This is a genomic window from Plantibacter flavus, assembly GCF_900177615.1.
Taxonomy (GTDB): domain Bacteria; phylum Actinomycetota; class Actinomycetes; order Actinomycetales; family Microbacteriaceae; genus Plantibacter; species Plantibacter flavus.
In genome coordinates, this window is the sequence record NZ_FXAP01000003.1 from 431,166 (window position 1) to 449,854 (window position 18,689).

At 70.0% G+C, this 18,689-nt stretch carries 16 protein-coding genes; 10 read left to right on the plus strand and 6 right to left on the minus strand.

The window, feature by feature from the left end:
* Window positions 1–101: 101 nt before the first annotated feature.
* Window positions 102–749 carry a pyridoxal 5'-phosphate synthase gene (locus tag B9Y95_RS12070; protein WP_085512087.1) on the plus strand — a complete coding sequence of 216 codons (648 nt, stop codon included), beginning with the start codon at window positions 102–104 and terminating at the stop codon, window positions 747–749.
* Window positions 750–1,162: 413 nt separating this feature from the next.
* Here B9Y95_RS12070 and B9Y95_RS12075 read toward each other — a convergent pair whose 3' ends face one another.
* Entirely contained in the window at window positions 1,163–4,057 is a 2,895-nt protein-coding gene (locus tag B9Y95_RS12075; RefSeq protein ID WP_085512088.1) for an MMPL family transporter, read from the minus strand.
* A 63-nt stretch (window positions 4,058–4,120) separates the two neighbouring features.
* The gene (locus tag B9Y95_RS12080) at window positions 4,121–4,768 is read right to left on the minus strand and encodes a TetR/AcrR family transcriptional regulator (protein WP_085512089.1); all 648 of its coding nucleotides are present in this window, start codon (window positions 4,766–4,768) and stop codon (window positions 4,121–4,123) included.
* Between the two features lie 227 nt (window positions 4,769–4,995).
* Here B9Y95_RS12080 and B9Y95_RS12085 point away from each other — a divergent pair, with 227 nt between their 5' ends.
* Together B9Y95_RS12085 and B9Y95_RS21110 are read left to right on the plus strand one after the other, a co-directional pair.
* A complete protein-coding gene (locus B9Y95_RS12085) occupies window positions 4,996–6,222 on the plus strand; it encodes an MFS transporter (protein ID WP_085512090.1) in 1,227 nt (408 codons plus the stop codon).
* Between the two features lie 95 nt (window positions 6,223–6,317).
* The gene (locus B9Y95_RS21110; RefSeq protein ID WP_268808559.1) at window positions 6,318–6,452 is read left to right on the plus strand and encodes a hypothetical protein; all 135 of its coding nucleotides are present in this window, start codon (window positions 6,318–6,320) and stop codon (window positions 6,450–6,452) included.
* A gap of 47 nt (window positions 6,453–6,499) precedes the next feature.
* Here the strand turns inward: B9Y95_RS21110 and B9Y95_RS20865 are convergent, their stop codons facing one another.
* The 3 genes from B9Y95_RS20865 to B9Y95_RS12100 all read right to left on the minus strand — a co-directional run bounded on the left by B9Y95_RS20865 (window position 6,500) and on the right by B9Y95_RS12100 (window position 10,367).
* Window positions 6,500–7,366 (minus strand): helix-turn-helix transcriptional regulator, encoded by an 867-nt coding sequence (locus B9Y95_RS20865; RefSeq protein ID WP_200811401.1) that lies wholly within the window; start codon window positions 7,364–7,366, stop codon window positions 6,500–6,502.
* A 113-nt stretch (window positions 7,367–7,479) separates the two neighbouring features.
* On the minus strand, window positions 7,480–8,646 hold the full coding sequence (locus tag B9Y95_RS12095) for a hypothetical protein (RefSeq protein WP_085512091.1): 1,167 nt from the start codon (window positions 8,644–8,646) through the stop codon (window positions 7,480–7,482).
* A gap of 50 nt (window positions 8,647–8,696) precedes the next feature.
* Window positions 8,697–10,367: a 2-isopropylmalate synthase gene (locus B9Y95_RS12100; protein WP_085512092.1), complete on the minus strand. Its 1,671-nt coding sequence runs from the start codon at window positions 10,365–10,367 to the stop codon at window positions 8,697–8,699.
* A gap of 138 nt (window positions 10,368–10,505) precedes the next feature.
* Between B9Y95_RS12100 and B9Y95_RS12105 the strand changes: the two genes are divergently transcribed.
* Window positions 10,506–11,183: a FadR/GntR family transcriptional regulator gene (locus B9Y95_RS12105; RefSeq protein ID WP_085512093.1), complete on the plus strand. Its 678-nt coding sequence runs from the start codon at window positions 10,506–10,508 to the stop codon at window positions 11,181–11,183.
* Window positions 11,184–11,363: 180 nt separating this feature from the next.
* On the plus strand, window positions 11,364–12,188 hold the full coding sequence (gene ppk2, locus B9Y95_RS12110; protein ID WP_085512094.1) for a polyphosphate kinase 2: 825 nt from the start codon (window positions 11,364–11,366) through the stop codon (window positions 12,186–12,188).
* A 42-nt stretch (window positions 12,189–12,230) separates the two neighbouring features.
* On the opposite strand, the gene B9Y95_RS12115 is transcribed toward ppk2, so the two are convergent.
* The gene (locus tag B9Y95_RS12115; protein ID WP_085512095.1) at window positions 12,231–12,779 is read right to left on the minus strand and encodes a CGNR zinc finger domain-containing protein; all 549 of its coding nucleotides are present in this window, start codon (window positions 12,777–12,779) and stop codon (window positions 12,231–12,233) included.
* 49 nt (window positions 12,780–12,828) lie between these two features.
* Between B9Y95_RS12115 and B9Y95_RS12120 the strand changes: the two genes are divergently transcribed.
* The 5 genes from B9Y95_RS12120 to kdpB all read left to right on the plus strand — a co-directional run bounded on the left by B9Y95_RS12120 (window position 12,829) and on the right by kdpB (window position 18,644).
* Window positions 12,829–13,269 (plus strand): carboxymuconolactone decarboxylase family protein, encoded by a 441-nt coding sequence (locus B9Y95_RS12120; protein WP_234994089.1) that lies wholly within the window; start codon window positions 12,829–12,831, stop codon window positions 13,267–13,269.
* A gap of 5 nt (window positions 13,270–13,274) precedes the next feature.
* Window positions 13,275–14,228: a phosphotriesterase family protein gene (locus B9Y95_RS12125; protein WP_200811402.1), complete on the plus strand. Its 954-nt coding sequence runs from the start codon at window positions 13,275–13,277 to the stop codon at window positions 14,226–14,228.
* 300 nt (window positions 14,229–14,528) lie between these two features.
* The gene (gene kdpF / locus B9Y95_RS12130; RefSeq protein WP_056009336.1) at window positions 14,529–14,618 is read left to right on the plus strand and encodes a K(+)-transporting ATPase subunit F; all 90 of its coding nucleotides are present in this window, start codon (window positions 14,529–14,531) and stop codon (window positions 14,616–14,618) included.
* On the plus strand, window positions 14,618–16,291 hold the full coding sequence (gene kdpA, locus B9Y95_RS12135; RefSeq protein ID WP_085512097.1) for a potassium-transporting ATPase subunit KdpA: 1,674 nt from the start codon (window positions 14,618–14,620) through the stop codon (window positions 16,289–16,291). The genes kdpF and kdpA overlap by 1 nt, the downstream gene beginning before the upstream one ends.
* 187 nt (window positions 16,292–16,478) lie before the next feature.
* Entirely contained in the window at window positions 16,479–18,644 is a 2,166-nt protein-coding gene (gene kdpB / locus B9Y95_RS12140; RefSeq protein ID WP_085512098.1) for a potassium-transporting ATPase subunit KdpB, read from the plus strand.
* Window positions 18,645–18,689 lie beyond the last annotated feature (45 nt).

Genomic DNA, 18,689 nt, shown 5'->3' on the forward strand with positions numbered 1-18,689 from the left:
GCTGTGCCGAGCGCCCAAGCCTCTGAGGTGAGGCAGCTCGTCGCCCCGCAGCCCGCCAGGCGACGAGATGCCTCAACTCAGCACACGGGTAGGCTCGCGACATGAGCGCCGAACCCCTCTCCGGAGACGACACCCTGAAGCTGCCCGAGTTCGACACCCCGCCCGCCGAACCCATGCTGCTTGCTCAGCAGTGGCTCGCCGCAGCGATCGAGCGGGACGTCAGCGAACCCCGGTCGATGACCCTCGCGACCGCCACCTCCGTCGGTGTCGTCAGCGCGCGCACCGTCGACGTGAAGACGCTCGACGATCGCGGCCTGATCTTCGGCTCCTCGACCGAGAGCCGCAAGGGCGGGCAGCTCGCCGAGAACCCGAGCGCCGCTCTCCAGGTGTACTGGCGCGAGACGATGCAGCAGCTCCGCTTCGAGGGCCGCGTCGAGCAGTTGAGCGACGAGGAGTCCGACGCATTGTTCGCCGACCGCTCACCCAAGTCACGAGCGGCGACGGCGGTCGCCCACCAGTCGACGCCGTTCCGCGACGGCCCGGAGGAGACCCTCGACGCCCTCATCGCACAGGCGAACGCGTTGCTCGAGCGCGAGGGCGACGACGTCCCCCGGCCGGCCACGTGGGTCGGGTTCCGGCTCGTCCCCGACATGGTCGAGTTCTGGCACGCCAGCCGCGACCGCATGCACCGGCGGCTCCGCTACCTCGCGGCCGACGGCGGCTGGATCGTGGACCGCCTGCAGCCGTAGCGGAGAGGCGACCACCGGCCGCCTCCCCACCCCGGTCATTGAGCCTGTCGAAATGCAACGCGGACCAACCCGCCCTTCGACAAGCTCAGGGACCGAGTAGTCCCGGTCATTGAGCCGAGCCCGGTCATCGAACCGAGACACGGTCATTGAGCCTGTCGAAATGCACCCGGACGAACCCCGCCCTTCGACAAGCTCAGGGACCGAGGGGGCCACTCAGGGAGTGAGGGGGCCACTCAGGGACCGAGGGGGCCACTCAGGGACCGAGGGGGCCACTCAGGGAGTGAGGGGGCCACTCAGGGAGCGAGGGGCCACTCAGGGAGTGAGGGGGCCGCTCGGGGACCGAGGGCGCCACTCAGGGACCGAGGGGGCCGCTCGGGGACCGAGCAGCCCACCCAACGACCGGGCAGACCGCGCTACCTCGGCGCGCGGACGACCACGACGCCGCCGACGGGCGGCTCGACGACCGCGGTGCCGTTGTCGGCGTCGACCGCGATGACGTAGGCACCGACGGCCACGCGCTGCACGCCGGCGGTCGCCGGGTGCACGATGACGTCGAGCCCGGGCTCCACCCGGGAGACCTGCTGGTCGGCCGGGTCGGGGTCGGTCGTGAGCACGTGCGCCGGGTGCGTCCGCTCGGCCGCGGCCGCCGCCTCCCGGCGGGTCAGCTCACTCGACGGCGCGGCCACGTGTGCGGCCGTCCCCGCGGTCACGCCGGCACCGAGGGCCGCCGTCTCCGCGCCGTCGACCGCGTTCCTCGGCTCGCCGCTCGACGGGGCCGTCGCGACCGAACCCGTGTCGCCGGCCTCGACGTGATGCGCCGGGTGGCTGCGCTCGAGCGCGGCACCCTCGACGTCGACGTTCGGCAGGATGCGGTCGAGCCACTTCGGGATCCACCAGGCGCTCTTCCCGAGCAGGTGCATGACCGCCGGGATGAGGAGCATGCGGACGACGAACGCGTCGACGAGCACACCGAACGCCAGACCGAACCCGATCGACCGGATCATCGCCGAGTGGGAGAAGATGAACCCGCCGAAGACCGAGATCATGATGATCGCCGCCGCCACGACGACCGTCCGGCCGGCGTGCAGCCCGCGCTGGACCGCCAGGCGCGCCGGGGCACCGTGGGCGAACGCCTCGCGCATGCCCGACACGAGGAACAGCTGGTAGTCCATCGCGAGCCCGAAGAGGATGCCGATGAGGATCGTCGGCAGGAAGCTCAGGATGGGCCCCGGGTCGTGCACGCCGAACACCGGGCCGAGCCAGCCCCACTGGAAGATCGCCGTGATGCCACCGAACGTGGCCGCGAGCGACAGCATGAAGCCGAGCGTCGCCGTGAGCGGCACGAGGATCGAGCGGAACACGAGGATCATGATGATCAGCGACAGGCCGACCACGAGCGCCAGGTAGAGCGGGAGCGCGTCGGACAGCTGCTTCGAGACGTCGATGTTGCCGCTCGCGCTGCCGGCCACGCCGAGCTCGACGTCACCCGACAGCGGCGAGAGGTCGCGCAGGTCGCGGACGAGCTGCTCCGTGGAGACCGCGTTCGGGCCCTCCTTCGGGATCACCTGGAAGGCGAGCACGGAGTTGTCGTCCGAGGCACCCACCGGCGCGACGGCCTTCACGTCGTCCTGGTCGGCGATCTCCTGGCCGATCCGCACCTGCTCCTCGAGGACCTCCTCGTCGGTGGCGGCGTCGGGCAGCGTCGCGACGACGAGCAGCGGGCCGTTGACGCCGGCACCGAACTTGTCCTCGATGAGCGTGTAGGACTGGTACTGCGTCGAGTCGACGGCCTCCGAGCTGCCGTCCGGCAGGCCGAGGCGCATGTCGAGCGCGGGGATCGCGACGACGCCGAGCACGACGAGTCCGGCGACGAGCGTGCCGACGGCCCGCAGCGTGCCCATGGGCTTGGTGGGGACGGCGTCCGGGCGCGGCGTGCCGATGCTGCCGCGTGCCTTCCGGCTGAGGATGCGGAGGCCGAGCAGCGACAGCAGGGCGGGCGTCAAGGTGACCGCGAGCAGGATCGCGACGGCGACGCAGATCGCGCCGACGGTGCCCATCAGGCCGAGGAACGGGATCCCCGTGACGTTGAGCGCCAGCAGGGCGACGAGGACGGTCGATCCGGCGAAGACGACCGCGTTCCCCGAGGTGCCGTTCGCGAGGCCGATGGACTCGTGCAGTTCCACGCCCGCGAGCAGCTGCTTGCGGTGCCGGTTGAGGATGAACAGCGAGTAGTCGATGCCGACCGCGAGCCCGAGCATGACGCCGAGCACCGGCGTGATCGAGAGCATGTCGACGACGCCCGAGAGCGAGAGCGACGCGGTGACGCCGACACCGACGCCGACGATCGCCGAGACGAGCGGGAGCGATGCGGCGATGACCGTGCCGAGCATGACGAGCAGCGTGATCGCCGCGATGATGAGGCCGATCGCCTCGCCCACGCCGAACAGCTGCGGCAGGCTCTGCGCGAGCTCGTTCGAGAACTCGACCTCGACGCCCGACGGGACGTCCTCCTTCACCTGGTCGATGACCGACTGCTTGGTCTCCGGCGTGACCTCCTGCTGACGCTTGTCGAAGACGACGTTTGCGACCGCGGTGGTGTCGTCGGTCGAGACGGTGCGGATGCCCGAAGAGAGGTCGAGGAGCTGGGAGGAGAGCTCGAGCTTCGTGCTCTGCTCGTCGAGCTTCGCGAGGTTCTCGGTGATGGTGGCCTGCTGGGCGTCGAGCGCGGTCTGCTGCTGCGTGAGCGCGGTCTGCTGCGCGTCGAACTGGGCCTGTGCGGCGGCCGGGAGCGTGCCGCCGGCGGCCTGCTGTGCCTGGGCGAGCGCGGCGCTCAGCTGGGTCTGGGCGTCGGTCAGCTGCTGCTGTCCGGCGTCGAGCTGCGTCTGGCCGTCGGTCAGCTGGGTGCGGCCGTCGTCGATCTGCGTCTTGCCGTCGGAGATCTGCTTCGCCTGGTCGGCGATCGTCTCCTGCGTCTCGAAGGGGTTGACCGTGGTGTCGACGCCCTTCAGGTCGGCCGTCTCGTCGAGCAGCTCGCCGATCGCGGTCTTCTGATCGTCGGTGAAGGCGTCGCCGTCCTTGGTGTGGAACACCATCGCCCCGGTGCCGCCGGAGGCGCTCGGGAACGACTCCTCGAGCTGGTCGGTGACCTTCGCGGTCGGTGTGCCCGGGATGGTGACGGCGCTCGAGAGGGTGCCACCGAAGGCGAGGAACGCACCGACCGAGATGCCGAGGATCACGATCCAGGAGATGAGGACGGCCCACGCGCGACGCGCGGAGAAGCGTCCGAGGCGATACAGCAGTTCAGCCAAGGGAGTCTCGATTCTTCGGAAGGTGGTGCTGGTGACGTGTGCGGGGACGGAGCGGGAAGCGGATCAGTGCGTGGACGCGTAGCCGGTGCGGACGCTCGCGATGAGCCGTTCCAGCAGGTCGGTCCAGAGGGCACGGGCTTCATCGTCCGTGGTGGCGCCGGTACTCGCGATCCAGTGATGGGCGAGGACTTCGACGCCGTGCATGAGGGAGGACACCAGGAAGCCGGCTTCGAGTTCGTCGACGTCGGTGTTGCGCTCGGCCAGTTCGTGGGCGAGCTCCTGGGTGGTGCGGGAGAAGGTGGCCTGGAAGAGCTGCTGCGGGCGCGAGTCGTCGGGTGCGAAGCCGCCGAGCGCGTTCCAGAGGAAGGCGATGACGCGGGGGATGTCGGTCGTGCGGAGTGCCGCGGCGACGTCCTCGAACATCGAGACGCGCGACCCGGGGCCTGCCGGTCGTGCGTTGACGGCGGACCGGAAGCTCTCGATCACGACGGCCAGCTCCTCGGTGCAGGAGGTGGTGACGAGGTCGTCGATCGAGGAGAAGTGGTTGAACACCGTGCGGCGCGAGACGTCGGCGTGCTCGGCGATGACGTCGACGTTGAACCCGGCGATGCCCTGCTCCGCGATCATGACGCGGGCGGCGTCGAGGATCGCGCGATGGTGGCGCGCGCGGAGGGCGGCGCGTCGATCCTCGGCGGGGGCGGTGGTGGACACGTGGGTACACTACGTGCACCGATGCACTCAGTGCAACTTGTTGACGCGGTGTTCACCGATCTGCCAGGAAGGTCCGCTGACTTGCCCGAATCTGCACGAATATCCGTGACTTTCGTGCAGGAATGGGCGACTCAGCGACGCCGGGACGGGTGCCGGGGTGGACGGACGGTCGGATCGGGCGGACTGGGCGTCGGGTGGAGGGGTCACGGCTCCGGCAAGCTGAGAGCATGACGACAGACGAGAAGCTCGACGCACCACGAACGGGCTCGGTCCCCACCACGAACGCGGCCTTGTCCGACGCCCCACGCACGCGGACCGCCTGGGCGGCCGTCGCCGTCATGATGGCGACGAGCTTCGTGCTCGTGCTCGCCGAGTTCCTGCCGCCGAGCCTGCTGCCGTCGATGGCCGCGTCGCTCGGGATCACCGAGGGCCAGGCCGGCCAGGCCGTCACGGCGACCGCCTTCATCGGCTTCCTCACCGCGCCGACGATCGGCATCCTCGTCCCGCGGCTCGACCGTCGCCTCCTGCTCGTCCTGCTCGCAGCGGCCGCCGCGGTGTCGAGCGCGCTCGTCGCGATCTCCGCCGACTTCGTGATGCTGCTCATCGCCCGACTCCTGCTCGGTGCGGCGCTCGGCGCGTTCTGGGCGATGTCGATCGCGATCGCCGCCCGCCTGTCCGCGCCGCACCACCTCGGTCGGGCGATCATGCTCGTGAACACCGGCACCACCGTCGCGACGGTCGCCGGCGTCCCGGTCGGCACCTACCTCGGTTCGGTCATGGACTGGCGCCTCATCTTCGCCGGTGTCGCGGTCATCACCGCGGTGGTGGCCGTCGCACTGCGGCTCGTTCTCCCGCCCGTCGCGCCGGCACCGTCGAGCGGCGGTCTGCGGTCGCTCGTCGACACGCTCCGGGTCCCGGGCATCCGCGTCGGCCTCACGGGGCACATCCTGACCGTCCTCGGCCACTTCATCGCCTTCACCTACATCCGGCTCGCGATCGAGCGGGTGCCGGACCTCGACGCGGCCGGTGTGGCCGTCCTCCTCGCGGCGTTCGGCCTCGGCGGCGTGGTCGGCAACTTCGTGATCGGGCTCCTCGTCGACCGCCACCTGGCGGCCCTGCGCTACGTCGTCCCAGCCTTCATCGGCATCTCGATCGCGCTCGTGACCCTGTTCCCGGGGCAGCCCTGGATCGTGACCATCGCGATCACCACCTGGGGCATGGGCTTCGGCGCCTGGCTCACGACCCTGAGCACGTGGATGGGTCGCCTCGTCCCGGACCGCATGGAGTCCGGTGGCGGACTCGTCGTCGCGGGGTTCCAGCTCGCGATCACCGTCGGTGCCGGAGCGGGTGGACTGCTCGTCGACGCGGTCGGCATCGTCCCGGCGCTCACGGTCGCGGCGATCTCCGCGATCGTCGGTGGCATCGTCTTCGGGTCGGCACGCACCGCGCGGTGACGTGGTGGCACGGCGGGAGCACGATCGCACACCCGCTGCGAGAACGGAACGGCCCCGCTAGAGTGTGATATTCGAGCACGCTACGAAGGAGCGCCATGAACACCTTCATCTCCTGGAACCTCTGGGCGGTCACGGCCGTACTCGGCGCTGGTGCTCTCGTCGTGTGCGGTGCGATCTGCGTGCGTCGACACCTGCGTCGACGCGATTTGCGAGCGCGTCGACGGGAGTGACCAGAGCCGGCCCGGATGTCTCCCGGGTGCGGTCCGCGCCGCCCCACCTACGCGGCCTGCGCCGCCTCGGCACGCCAGCGGGCCGGCGTCAGGCCGGTGTACCGCTGGAAGGCGCGCGCGAAGCCGTCTTCCGACACGTAGCCGAGTGCGCCGGCGAGCTCGGCCACGGACGCGTCGCCCGTGAGGATGAGCCCCTTGGCCGTCTCCATGCGAACGGTCGTGAGGTAGGCGCGCGGGGTGTGCCCGACGACCTCGCGGAACCGCTCGGCGAACGCCGACCGCGACATCATGGCGATGCGGGCGAGCGTCTCGAAGGTCCACGGGCGCCCCGGTTCGGCGTGCAGGGCATCGAGGACCGCACCGATGTGCGGGTCGCCGATGCGCTGCAGCCAGCGATCCGGCGCGCAGCCGGCCTCGTTCCACGTGCGGAGCGCGGCCGACACGATCGTCGTCGCGATGCGACTGCAGATGACGGTGTCGCCCGCCCGCGGACGCCCAACCGCCTGCGGGCAGCCCATGCCCTCGATGAGCGCCACCATGGACGGCTCCTGCCCGGCGAAGTCGGCGACGTACAGGTGCTCGGGCAGCGTCTCCGCCACCTGTTGGCGCTGACCCGGCGGAGTGAAGGCGACGTCGAGGAGCTCGGCGTCCTCGAGCGCGACCACCGTCGTGGTGTGGGCGCGGGGGAAGAAGACGAGGTCGCCGGCGTCGAGGTCGCGGGTGCCGTCGGCGGCGGTGAGGCGGACGCGTCCACTGGAGAGGTAGACGAAGCCCGACGCCGTGTGAGCGCGTCGCAGCGGGACACCCGCGGCGAGGCGGTCGCGGTCGGTGCCGTGGATCGTCCACTCGAGGCTCGCGAGCGCGCGATCGAAGGTGTCGATCGTCGACGCTGGAGGGGTCGCGGTGAGGGTCACACCGATGCGAACGCGAATGCGTCGTCGGATGTTCCGCGACCCTGCCCGCTGAGTCGCCCGGATCTGTCCAAAATTGGCGTGGATCCCAGCAGATTCGGGCGACTCAGTCGCGGCTAGCGCCCGTCCACCACGGACATGAACCCCGCGAAGGCGAAGGCGGCGGGGATGAAGTAGAGCAGCGTGCGGGTGACGAGCCAACTGACCGCACCGACGGCCACCCAGATCGCATGGAAGCGCGCCCGCACCGTGAGGCGACGCCCCTCCTCGCCGACGACCGTCTCCTTCCGGGTCCAGACCTGCTCGGCCTCCATGGCGTCCCGCGCCGCTTCGAGGACGCTCTCGGCGTCCTGTCCCGCAACCCGTTCGTCACGGTACCGCTCGGCCCTCGTGATGAGCCGCGGCACGAGGTCGGTGAGGATCGCATCGATGGCGACCCAGGGGGCGGCGTAGGCGAAGTCGGCGGCCGGCTTACTGAAGAAGACGACCCGATCGTCGACCATCTCCACGTTGTAGTACGCCGCGGTGCTGACGAGCGACGACATCACGTCGGGGGTCAGCACGTACCGCGCGTCCGTCCCGTACCCGGACGGTGCGTAGACGCGGAACCAGCGGTCGAAGTCGCCCTCGAGTGAGATGCGCAGACCCCGGTCGAGGCCCGGCGGCAGGTCGCTGCGGACGGTGTCGTTCGTCGTCGCGTCGAGCAGGAGGTGCGGGAGCGGGGCCGGCAGCCGCACGGTCAGGTAGTGCCAGTCCCGCGACCGCTTGACGTCGTCGACCAGGTTGCCGAACTCGACCCGGTCGCCGACGAACCGCGGGTGGGACTGCACCTGTGGTCCCGGCACGGTGATGAAGGCGTTGTTGTACTTCCCCGTCGTGGTGATGAGCGAGGAGAACATCGCCCGTCCTTTCGGCTCCTCCTCGAAGCCGTTGGCCACCGCGGTCAGGTGGCGCCGCCATTCGGCGAGGCGCGCCTTCGGGGACGGCGGACGTCGCGACCAGCGGTACAGGAGCCACGCACCGACGAGCAGCCCGATGAGGACGAGCATGGCGACGATCAGGCCGACGACGTCATCGGCCTCGACGCGACGGTCGTGATACTCGTCGACGCTGACGCCGACCGAGACGAGGGCGATCGCGAGGTACCAGAGGACGAGGCTGAAGTAGAGGTGGAAGAGCACGCTCCGCCCGGTGGGCGCCCATTTGGACCGGCCAGAACGACGCTCGTCCGCCATCGCCGCGGCGACCTCGTGTTCGGGCGCCGTCAGCCACCGCAGTTCCACTGATCCAGATCCCCTCGACGCCCTCAGCCTCCCAGCGTAGGGCAGGGCGCCTACCGGCTCGCAGCGTTGACGACGGCGCGGACCGACGCCTCGAGCACGGAGCGGTGGCGCCCGGCTGCCCACACCGTCTCGGCGCCACGGCGGATCTCCAGCAGGGTCAACGCCTCGGCGCCGCTTCCGGCACTGAGCGAGGTCTGATGCAGGGAGACGATCTCGACGTGGACGCCGTGGTCGGCGAGGAGACGGGTCGCCGCCTCGACCGGACCGACGTCGGCGAAGGTGGCCTCATGGCGGTCGCCGTCGATCCGGAGACCGATCGTCGTCCGCGAGGTCTCGCCGGTCGTCGCCACATCGACCTCGAGCAGCTCGACCCGAGACGGCGTCGCCGACAGGTAGCTGCGCTCGAACGCCGCGAGCAACGCCTCGGCGTCCAGTTCGCGACCGGTCTCGTCCGCCTGCAGCTGGACGCGACGCGAGAAGTCCACCTGGAGACGACGGGGCATCTCGATGCCGTAGTCGCGTTCGAGCAGGTAGGCGATGCCGCCCTTGCCCGACTGCGAGTTCACCCGGATGACCGCCTCGTAGCTCCGACCGAGGTCCGCGGGGTCGACCGGCAGGTAGGGCACCCGCCACGGGAGGTCCTCCGGACGGCTGCCGGTGGCCTCGGCCCGTGCCCGGTGTTCGGCGAAGCCCTTCTTGATCGCATCCTGGTGCGTCCCCGAGAACGCGGTGTGGACGAGGTCGCCGACGTAGGGGTGGCGCGGGTGGATCTCGATGCGGTTGCTGTGCTCGACGACCCGACGGATGTGGTCGATGTCGGAGAAGTCGATCATCGGGTCGACGCCCTGCGCGTGCAGGTTGAGCGCAAGGGTCGCGAGGTCGACGTTGCCGGTCCGCTCGCCGTTGCCGAAGATGCACCCTTCGACACGTTGGGCGCCTGCGAGGACAGCGAGCTCGGCACACGCGATTCCCGTGCCGCGGTCGTTGTGCGGGTGGACCGACAGGATGACGGCCTCGCGGCGGTCGAGGTTCCGGTGCATGTACTCGATCTGGTCCGCGTAGACGTTCGGGCTCGCCGCTTCGACGGTCGCGGGCAGGTTGAGGATCACCGGGCGGTCCGGCGAGGCGTCCCACAGGGTCGTCATGGCGTCGCAGAGTTCGAGGGCGTAGTCCGGCTCCGTCAGGTTGAAGACCTCCGGGGAGAATTCGAACCGCACCCCGTCGAGGTCGCCCGCGAACTCGAGGACGTCGGAGCCGCCGGCGAGGATGAGCGCGCGGAGCGAGTCGCGGTCGTGTCCGAGGACGACCTCCCTCCAGAGCGGCGCCGTCGCGGTGTACAGATGGATGACGACCGGGTTGCGGATCCCGCGGATCGACTCGACGGTGCGCTCGATCAGGTCACGACGGGCGGGTGTGAAGACGACGATCGTGACGTCCTCGGGAGCGATGTCGGTCTCGGCGATCAGGCGGACGAAGTCGTAGTCGGTCTGCGAGGCGGACGGGTAGCCGACCTCGATCTCCTTGTACCCCATGGTGACCATCAGCTCGAAGAAGGCCCGCTTCCGCTCGGGGTCCATGGGCTCGGCGAGGGCCTGATTCCCGTCGCGCAGGTCCACCGGCACCCAGAGCGGCGCCTCGGTCAGGCGCCTCGACGGCCAGCTGCGGTCGAGGAGGGGGACGTCCACCCGCGAGTACAGGTCCTGGTAACGATGGGACGGCATCTGCGAGTGGCGCTGGCGATTCCAGCTCGGCGCGGAGGACGGAAGGGGGCCGGCGGGTGTGGAGAGTCGGGAGTCTGCGTGGATCACGCGGCAACGCTAACACAACTTGTCAGACAAGCTGAGGACTATGATCGACACATGGACACCGTGCACCGCGAATCACTCTCCGACCAGGTCGCACGCTTGCTCCTGCAGCGCATCCAGGCCGGTGAGTGGGAGATCGGCCAGAAGCTGCCCGGCGAGACGACCCTGGCACCGCAGCTCGGTGTCGGCCGGTCGACGATGCGCGAGGCGATCCGCCAGCTGGCCGGCCAGGGCGTGCTGTCGACCCGCCAAGGATCCGGGAACTTCCTCCAGGCGCGCACGCCGGTCCAGGACTGGGACGCACTCGTCCTGCGGACCGCGATCGGCTCGGTCATCGAGGCGCGCATCGCCATCGAGTGTGAAGCGGCAGCCCTCGCCGCACAACGCCACACGGCGTCCGATCTGGCCGCCATCCGGGCAGCGCTGGCCCACCGCAACACCGATCGCGCGACCATCGAGGGGCGGGTCGACGCCGACACGGCGCTCCACCGGAGCATCGTCGCCGCGAGCGGGAACGAGATCCTCACCGAACTGTTCGACACCTTCGCCGAGCGCAGTCGTGAGGCGATGATCCAGATGCTCCGGCTCAGCGGTGAGCCGGGGACGGACCACGACCAGCTCGTCCACGAGCACATCGTTCAGGCGGTCGTGGATCGCGATACCACCGCGGCCTTCGACCGCAGCCGCACCCACCTCGTCGCCCTCCGCGACGGGTTGACCCGTTCGGACTGATCGCAGCGCGCGCGTGACTATACGCCTGTCGGCGCACGGATGACACGCCCTCACGGATATCGGTCGGCAGGCGCAGGCTGAGCGTGAGTACCGCTTCGCCGGGGCGGGCACCGAGCACTGCACCATCGCACCGAGCAGGCGCCGAACTGGTCCTCGCGGGGACGGACGGGAACACGAAGCATGGCGAAGACTCCGAACCGGACCAAACCACCCAAACGCATCCGCAAGGACCGTTACGAGGCCGAGCTGGAACGACTGCAGATCGAGCTCGTCACAATGCAGCGCTGGGTGATCGAGACCGGCGCACGGGTCGTCGTGGTCTTCGAGGGCCGAGACGCCGCAGGAAAGGGCGGCGCGATCAAGCGCATCGTCCAATACCTGAACCCACGGGCTGCCCGGGTCGCGGCCCTGCCGACACCCGGTGAGCAGGAACGTGGTCAGTGGTACTTCCAGCGCTACATCCAGCACCTGCCAACGGCGGGCGAGATCGTGCTGTTCGACCGCTCCTGGTACAACCGCGCCGGTGTCGAACGGGTCATGGACTACTGCACCCCCGAGCAGCACCGGCTCTTCCTGCGGCAGACCCCCGTGTTCGAGCGGATGCTCGTCGAGGACGGCATCATCCTCGTCAAATACTGGTTCTCCGTCTCCGACGACGTCCAGGAGCAGCGCTTCCGCTCACGACTGGACGACCCCATGCGTCGGTGGAAACTGTCCGACACGGACCTCCAGTCGATCACCCGCTGGGAGGACTACTCGCGGGCCAAGGACGAGATGTTCGAGGCGACCGACCACGCAGACGCACCCTGGTGGACGATCGAGAGCGACGACAAGCGGGCGTCCCGACTGAACGCCATCGCCCATCTGCTCTCGCAGGTCCCCTATCAACACCGCGACCCGAAGCCCATCGACATCCCCGACCGACCGGGCTCCGACACCTATCAGCGACCCGCGCGGGAACGGTACCGGTACGTGCCCGATCACGCCCGCACGCTCGGGCATTGAGCATCGCGGGCACTGCACGTCGCGGAGGAGGGTCGGCCTGAGTCAGTCGACGCTCGGGGCGGCCTGCCGCGCGCGGTGGGCGCGGACACGGCCCCGACTGGCACAGGCCGGCGACGGACACCAGTGCCGCCTGCCGGAGGTGTCGAGGAACACCCAGCGGCAGTCGACCTCGGCGCACTGACGCAACAGCTCCCGGTCAGGCCCCTGCAGCATGACCAGCGCCTGGACGGCAATCGCGGCGAGCGCCGCGTCGAGCGTGACGCCGGCCTGAGCGGGACCACTCCACAGCGCTCCGGCCGACCCTGACGCGTGTCCACGCACCTGCGCGAGAGCGACCGAGGCCGGTTCGCGCCCGGCGACCGCCGCCATCGCCAGCTCGCGGAGCGCCTCCCGCAGCCGCACGAGGCGGTCGAGATCGTCGGAGCTCAGCTCGTCACCCACCCCGAACCCGACCAAGCCGAGCCACCGCCGCCCCGCCTCGGGCGTCCCGATCCGCTCCACCGGCCGCGTTCCGAAGCTCTGCCCCTGCGTGGCGAGCAGGTTCAGCCAGGTGGCTCCGCCGTCGAAGCGGAAGTCGGGGTCGGTCGTCACGGTTCGAGTGTAACGTGTCAACCGTTACAAGCGGGACGAGCGAGGGGCGATGATGCAGGGAGAGACGATGCACGAGGTGTTCGATGTGGCGGCCGGCCGCGAACGACTGGCGGAACTGCAGGACGAGACGACGACCGCGGCTTGGCGCGCGACGGTCGATGCGGCGGCGCCAGGCTTCGACGAGTGGATCGTCGGCGCCGTGTTCGGTGGCACCTACCAGCGCGGCGGCCTGACCCCGCGCGACCGACAACTGCTCATCATCGGCGCGCTGACGGCGCTCGGCGGTGTCGACCCGCAACTCAGCGGTCACCTCACGACGTCGCTCCGGATCGGGATGACCCGGACGGAGCTCGCCGAGGCGCTCGTCCACCTCGTGCCGTATGTCGGGCTGCCCCGGGTGATGGCAGCCCTGCGACTCCTCCCCGAGCCGGCGACCGAGCCACCGGCGGCCGAACAACCGGCGACCGACCTCGACGCCGACGCCCGGTGACCCGGGTGCGGCTCGAGACCCGGGTGATCCGCACGGTGCTCAGCGACATCGACCCGGCCACCGCGGGCGTGGTCGACTCCCACGACCACCTCTTCCTACGGACACCGGTCCTGGTCGGTCAGGACCTGGTCGACGAGCCTGACGCCACGACCGCGGTCGAGCGGTTCGCAGCGGCGGGCGGCAGGACCGTCGTCCAGTGGACGCCTCGAGGCCTCGGACGCGGCCTCCCGGCACTCCGGCGGATCAGTGCGTCGACAGGGGTCCACGTCGTGGCGGCGACCGGACGACACCTGCGACGCGTCTACCCCGACGGCGCTGCGGAACCCGCGCGCTCGGCCGACGAGCTCGCGGCGGCGTTCATCGACGACGTCGACCGGCACGGGTGCGGACTGATCAAGATCGGTGTCGGCCCCGACCGCCTCGCCGAGGACGAGCGGGACGCGGTGCGGGCCGCCGCGATGGCGCATCACGCCACCGGTGTGCCGATCGCGGTGCACCTCGAGCAGGGAACGGCGGCCGACCTCGTCCTGGCGGCGTTGGACGCCGACGAGGTGGACCCGAGGTCCGTCGTCCTCGGGCATCTCGGCCGGAACCCTCACGTCGAGCAGATCCTCGAGGCGGCTCGCTCCGGCGCGTGGGTGTGCCTCGACACGCCGTCGCCCGGCCACCCGATGGAGTACTCCCGACTGGCGCGGATCCTCGAGATCCTCATCGACGACGGACACCTGCCCGCCCTGCTCCTCGGCGCCGACACGACCACGTCCGCCTCCCGCGCGCGGCCGGAGGAGTACGGTCCGGCGGCGCTCCTGACGACCGTCGCACCGCAGCTGACGCAGGCCCTCGGCGCGGAAGCGGTGTCGACGATCACCCGCGACAACCCCGCCCGCGCGTGGGCGTTCGAGCCTCGGGATTCGACGCCCGAACAGAAGATCAGCCCGCGCCTTTCGGCAACGGGCTGATCATGATGACTCCAGCGTAACGGACGGAGACGTGCCGAGGAGCCTGGCGGCATTCGGGCTGTGGACGACACGCACCGTAGGGAGGTCGTGAGGATCCACGCGGAAGGCGTATGGAAACCGTGAGGACCGCCGTCGGAGGTCGTTGACGGGTGTTGGCTCTGAGCTGTCCCGAACGGGACACCGCACCACGCACCCGCACCACGCACCCACTGGAGTCCTCTTGCTCGACCTCGTCTACGTGCTCGGCGTCATCGCCGTGTTCGCTCTGGTCGGCCTCGTCGCCCGGGGAGTGGAGAGACTGTGATCGTCTTCGAACTCCTCGCCGCCGTCCTGGCCGTCGCCGCCGTCGTGTACCTCGTGTACGCGCTCGTGAAACCCGAGAGGTTCTGATGCAGACCCTCTTCGCGATCCTCCAGGTCTCGACCCTCGTCCTGGTCCTCGTGCTGCTCTACCGTCCGCTCGGTGAGTACCTCGCCCGGGTCTACACCTCGAGCAAGGACTTCGCCGTCGAGCGCGGCTTCTACCGTGTGATCGGTGTCGACGCCCGCTCCGAGCAGACCTGGCAGGCCTACCTCCGCGGGGTGCTCGCCTTCTCGCTCGTCGGCGTCCTCCTCGTCTACGCCCTGCAGCGCGCCCAGGCCGTCCTGCCCTTCGCGCTCGGCCTCCCCGCCGTCCCCGAGGGCCTGTCGTTCAACACGGCCGTGTCCTTCGTCACGAACACCAACTGGCAGTCGTACTCCCCCGAGGTCACGATGGGCTACACCGTGCAGCTCACGGGCCTCGCGGTGCAGAACTTCGTCTCCGCGGCCGTCGGCATCGCCGTCGCGATCGCCCTCGTCCGCGGGTTCGCGAGTCGCCGCAGCGGCACCATCGGCAACTTCTGGGTCGACCTCACCCGCGGCACCCTCCGCGTGCTGCTGCCGCTCTCCGTCGTCATGGCGGTCGTGCTCATCGCGGGTGGCACCATCCAGAACCTCAACGGCTTCACCGACGTCACGACCATCACGGGCGCGACGCAGACGATCCCCGGCGGACCGGTCGCCTCGCAGGAGGCCATCAAGCTCCTCGGCACGAACGGCGGCGGGTTCTTCAACGCGAACTCCGCGCACCCCTTCGAGAACCCGACCGCCTGGACGAGCCTCGTGCAGAACATCCTCATGCTCGCGATCCCGTTCTCCCTGCCGCGCACCTTCGGCCGCATGGTCGGCGACCACAAGCAGGGCTACACGATCCTCGCGGTCATGGGCGTCATCTTCCTCGCCTCGTTCTCGATCCTCACGGCGCTCGAAGCCCGCGGCCTCGGAGCTGCACCGATGGCGGCCGGCGGAGCGATGGAGGGCAAGGAGCAGCGCTTCGGCGTCTTCGCCTCGACGCTGTTCGGCTCGACCTCGACGCTCACCTCGACGGGTGCCGTCAACTCGATGCACGACTCGTACACGGCACTCGGCGGCATGATGCCGATGATCAACATGATGCTCGGCGAGATCGCCCCCGGTGGCGTCGGCTCCGGCCTCTACGGCATGCTCGTGCTCGCCGTCATCGCCGTGTTCATCGGTGGGCTGCTCGTCGGCCGGACCCCGGAGTACCTCGGCAAGAAGATCGGCCCGCGGGAGATCAAGCTCGCGAGCCTGTACATCCTCGTGACGCCGACCCTCGTGCTCGCCGGCACCGCACTGAGCTTCGCCATCCCGGTCGTCCGCTCGGACGTGGAGACGACGTCGATCTGGAACCCGGGCCTCCACGGCCTGTCCGAGGTCCTCTACGCCTTCACCTCCGCGTCCAACAACAACGGTTCCGCCTTCGCCGGCCTCACGGCGAACACCCCGTGGTTCAACACGGCGCTCGGTGTCGCCATGCTCCTCGGCCGCTTCGTCCCGATCGTGCTCGTCCTCGCGCTCGCCGGTTCGCTGGCCGCACAGGACCGGGTGCCGTCGACCGCCGGGACGCTCCCGACCAACCGGCCGCAGTTCGTCGGCCTCCTCACCGGTGTCGCTGTGATCATCACCGCACTCACCTACTTCCCCGTACTCGCGCTGGGTCCCCTGGCGGAAGGGCTGTCATGAGCCACGTCCACGACGCACACCGCGTGATCATCACCGCACCCACCTACCTCCCCGTACTCGCGCTGGGTCCCCTGGCGGAAGGGCTGTCATGAGCCACGTCCACGACGCACACCACGTGATCATCACCGCACCCACCTACCTCCCCGTACTCGCGCTGGGTCCCCTGGCGGAAGGGCTGTCATAAACCATGTCCACCACGCACACGCTTCCCGCCCCGGCGGAACCCGAGCAGGAGCAGGACCACCACCACGAGCCCGCGAAGGCCGCGTTCGGCCCGGCACAGCTGCTCGCCGCGACCCCGGGCGCCCTCCGCAAACTCGACCCGCGGCTCATGGTCAAGAACCCGGTCATGTTCATCGTCGAGGTCGGTGCGGCGCTGACCACCGTCCTCGCGATCGCCGAACCGTTCCTCGGTGGTGCGCAGGAGTCCGGCGGCTCGGCCGTGCCGGCGTCGTTCACCTGGGGCATCGCGATCTGGTTGTGGCTCACGGTCGTCTTCGCGAACCTCGCTGAGTCCGTGGCCGAGGGACGCGGCAAGGCGCAGGCCGACAGCCTCCGCAAGACGCGCACCTCGACCATGGCGAACCAGGTCACGGCCTACGACGCCTCGGCGGACCCGTCCGCGGAGCACGCCGCCATCGGCCAGGTCTCCTCGGCGGACCTCACCCTCGGCGACGTCGTCGTGGTGACCGCCGGCGAGCTCGTCCCGGGCGACGGCGACATCGTCTGGGGCATCGCCTCGGTCGACGAGTCGGCGATCACGGGCGAGTCGGCCCCGGTCGTCCGCGAGTCCGGCGGTGACCGCAGCGCCGTCACCGGCGGCACCCGCGTGCTGTCCGACCGCATCGTCGTCCGCATCACCTCGAAGCCGGGCGAGACCTTCGTCGACCGCATGATCGGCCTCGTCGAGGGCGCGGCGCGGCAGAAGACACCGAACGAGATCGCGCTCAACATCCTGCTCGCGAGCCTGTCGATCGTGTTCGTGGTCGTCGCGCTCACGCTCAACCCGATCGCCTCCTACGCGGCGGCTCCCGTCAGCGTCCCGGTCCTCATCGCCCTCCTCGTCTGCCTCATCCCGACGACCATCGGCGCCCTGCTCTCGGCCATCGGCATCGCCGGCATGGACCGACTCGTGCAGCGGAACGTGCTCGCGATGTCCGGCCGTGCGGTCGAGGCCGCCGGCGACGTCACGACCCTGCTACTCGACAAGACCGGCACCATCACCTACGGCAACCGGCAGGCGGTCGAGTTCATCGCCCTCCGCGGGGTCACGCCGGAGGAGCTCGCGCAGGCCGCAGCCCGGTCCTCGCTCAGCGACCCGACGCCCGAGGGCAAGTCGATCGTCGACCTCGCGGCCGAGCGTGGCATCCACCTGGACGGGTCCGGGGCCGGCGAGATCGTCCCGTTCACGGCGCAGACCCGCATGAGCGGCCTCGACCAGCCGGACGGCGCACAGATCCGCAAGGGTGCCGGCTCGGCCGTGCTGGCCTGGGTGGAGTCGTTCGGTGCCCTCGCCGAGGCGACCCGCGCCGAGCTCCAGGAGCACGTCGAGGCGGTGTCCGCCGGCGGCGGCACCCCGCTCGTCGTCGCGCAGACCGACACCACCGGCACCGCGCGGGTGCTCGGCGTCGTCCGCCTGAAGGACGTCGTCAAGGCCGGCATCGCGGAGCGGTTCGCCGAGCTGCGCGCCATGGGCATCCGCACGGTCATGATCACGGGTGACAACCCGCTCACCGCGAAGGCGATCGCCGCCGAGGCCGGAGTCGACGATTTCCTGGCCGAGGCGACGCCCGAGCAGAAGCTCGAGCTCATCCGCAAGGAGCAGGAGGGCGGCAACCTCGTCGCGATGACCGGTGACGGCACGAACGACGCTCCGGCGCTCGCGCAGGCCGACGTCGGTGTCGCGATGAACACGGGCACCTCCGCTGCGAAGGAGGCCGGCAACATGGTCGACCTCGACTCCGACCCGACGAAGCTCATCGACATCGTCCGGATCGGCAAGCAGCTGCTCATCACGCGAGGTGCCCTCACGACGTTCTCGATCGCGAACGACGTCGCCAAGTACTTCGCGATCATCCCGGCCATGTTCGCCGGGGTGTTCCCGGGGCTCGCACTGCTCAACATCATGCAGTTGCACTCCCCCGCGTCGGCGATCCTCTCGGCGATCATCTTCAACGCGATCATCATCGTCATCCTGATCCCGCTGGCCCTCCGCGGGGTGAAGTACCGACCGCTCAGCGCTTCGAAGGTCCTCAGCCGGAACCTGTTGGTCTACGGACTCGGCGGCGTGATCGCGCCGTTCATCGGCATCAAGCTGATCGACCTCGTCGTCACCCTGATCCCCGGCTTCTGAGCCGGAACCCGTCCCGTCTCCCCAGCACCGCACCACCCAGCACAC

Bases quoted from the DNA above. Each gene is read 5' to 3' on its own strand.
- B9Y95_RS12070 (WP_085512087.1), top strand. From the start codon at position 102: ATGAGCGCCGAACCCCTCTCCGGAGACGACACCCTGAAGCTGCCCGAG.
- B9Y95_RS12085 (WP_085512090.1), top strand. From the start codon at position 4,996: ATGACGACAGACGAGAAGCTCGACGCACCACGAACGGGCTCGGTCCCC.
- B9Y95_RS21110 (WP_268808559.1), top strand. From the start codon at position 6,318: ATGAACACCTTCATCTCCTGGAACCTCTGGGCGGTCACGGCCGTACTC.
- B9Y95_RS12100 (WP_085512092.1), bottom strand. From the start codon at position 10,367: ATGCCGTCCCATCGTTACCAGGACCTGTACTCGCGGGTGGACGTCCCC.
- B9Y95_RS12105 (WP_085512093.1), top strand. From the start codon at position 10,506: ATGGACACCGTGCACCGCGAATCACTCTCCGACCAGGTCGCACGCTTG.
- ppk2 (WP_085512094.1), top strand. From the start codon at position 11,364: ATGGCGAAGACTCCGAACCGGACCAAACCACCCAAACGCATCCGCAAG.
- B9Y95_RS12120 (WP_234994089.1), top strand. From the start codon at position 12,829: ATGATGCAGGGAGAGACGATGCACGAGGTGTTCGATGTGGCGGCCGGC.
- kdpA (WP_085512097.1), top strand. From the start codon at position 14,618: ATGCAGACCCTCTTCGCGATCCTCCAGGTCTCGACCCTCGTCCTGGTC.
- kdpB (WP_085512098.1), top strand. From the start codon at position 16,479: ATGTCCACCACGCACACGCTTCCCGCCCCGGCGGAACCCGAGCAGGAG.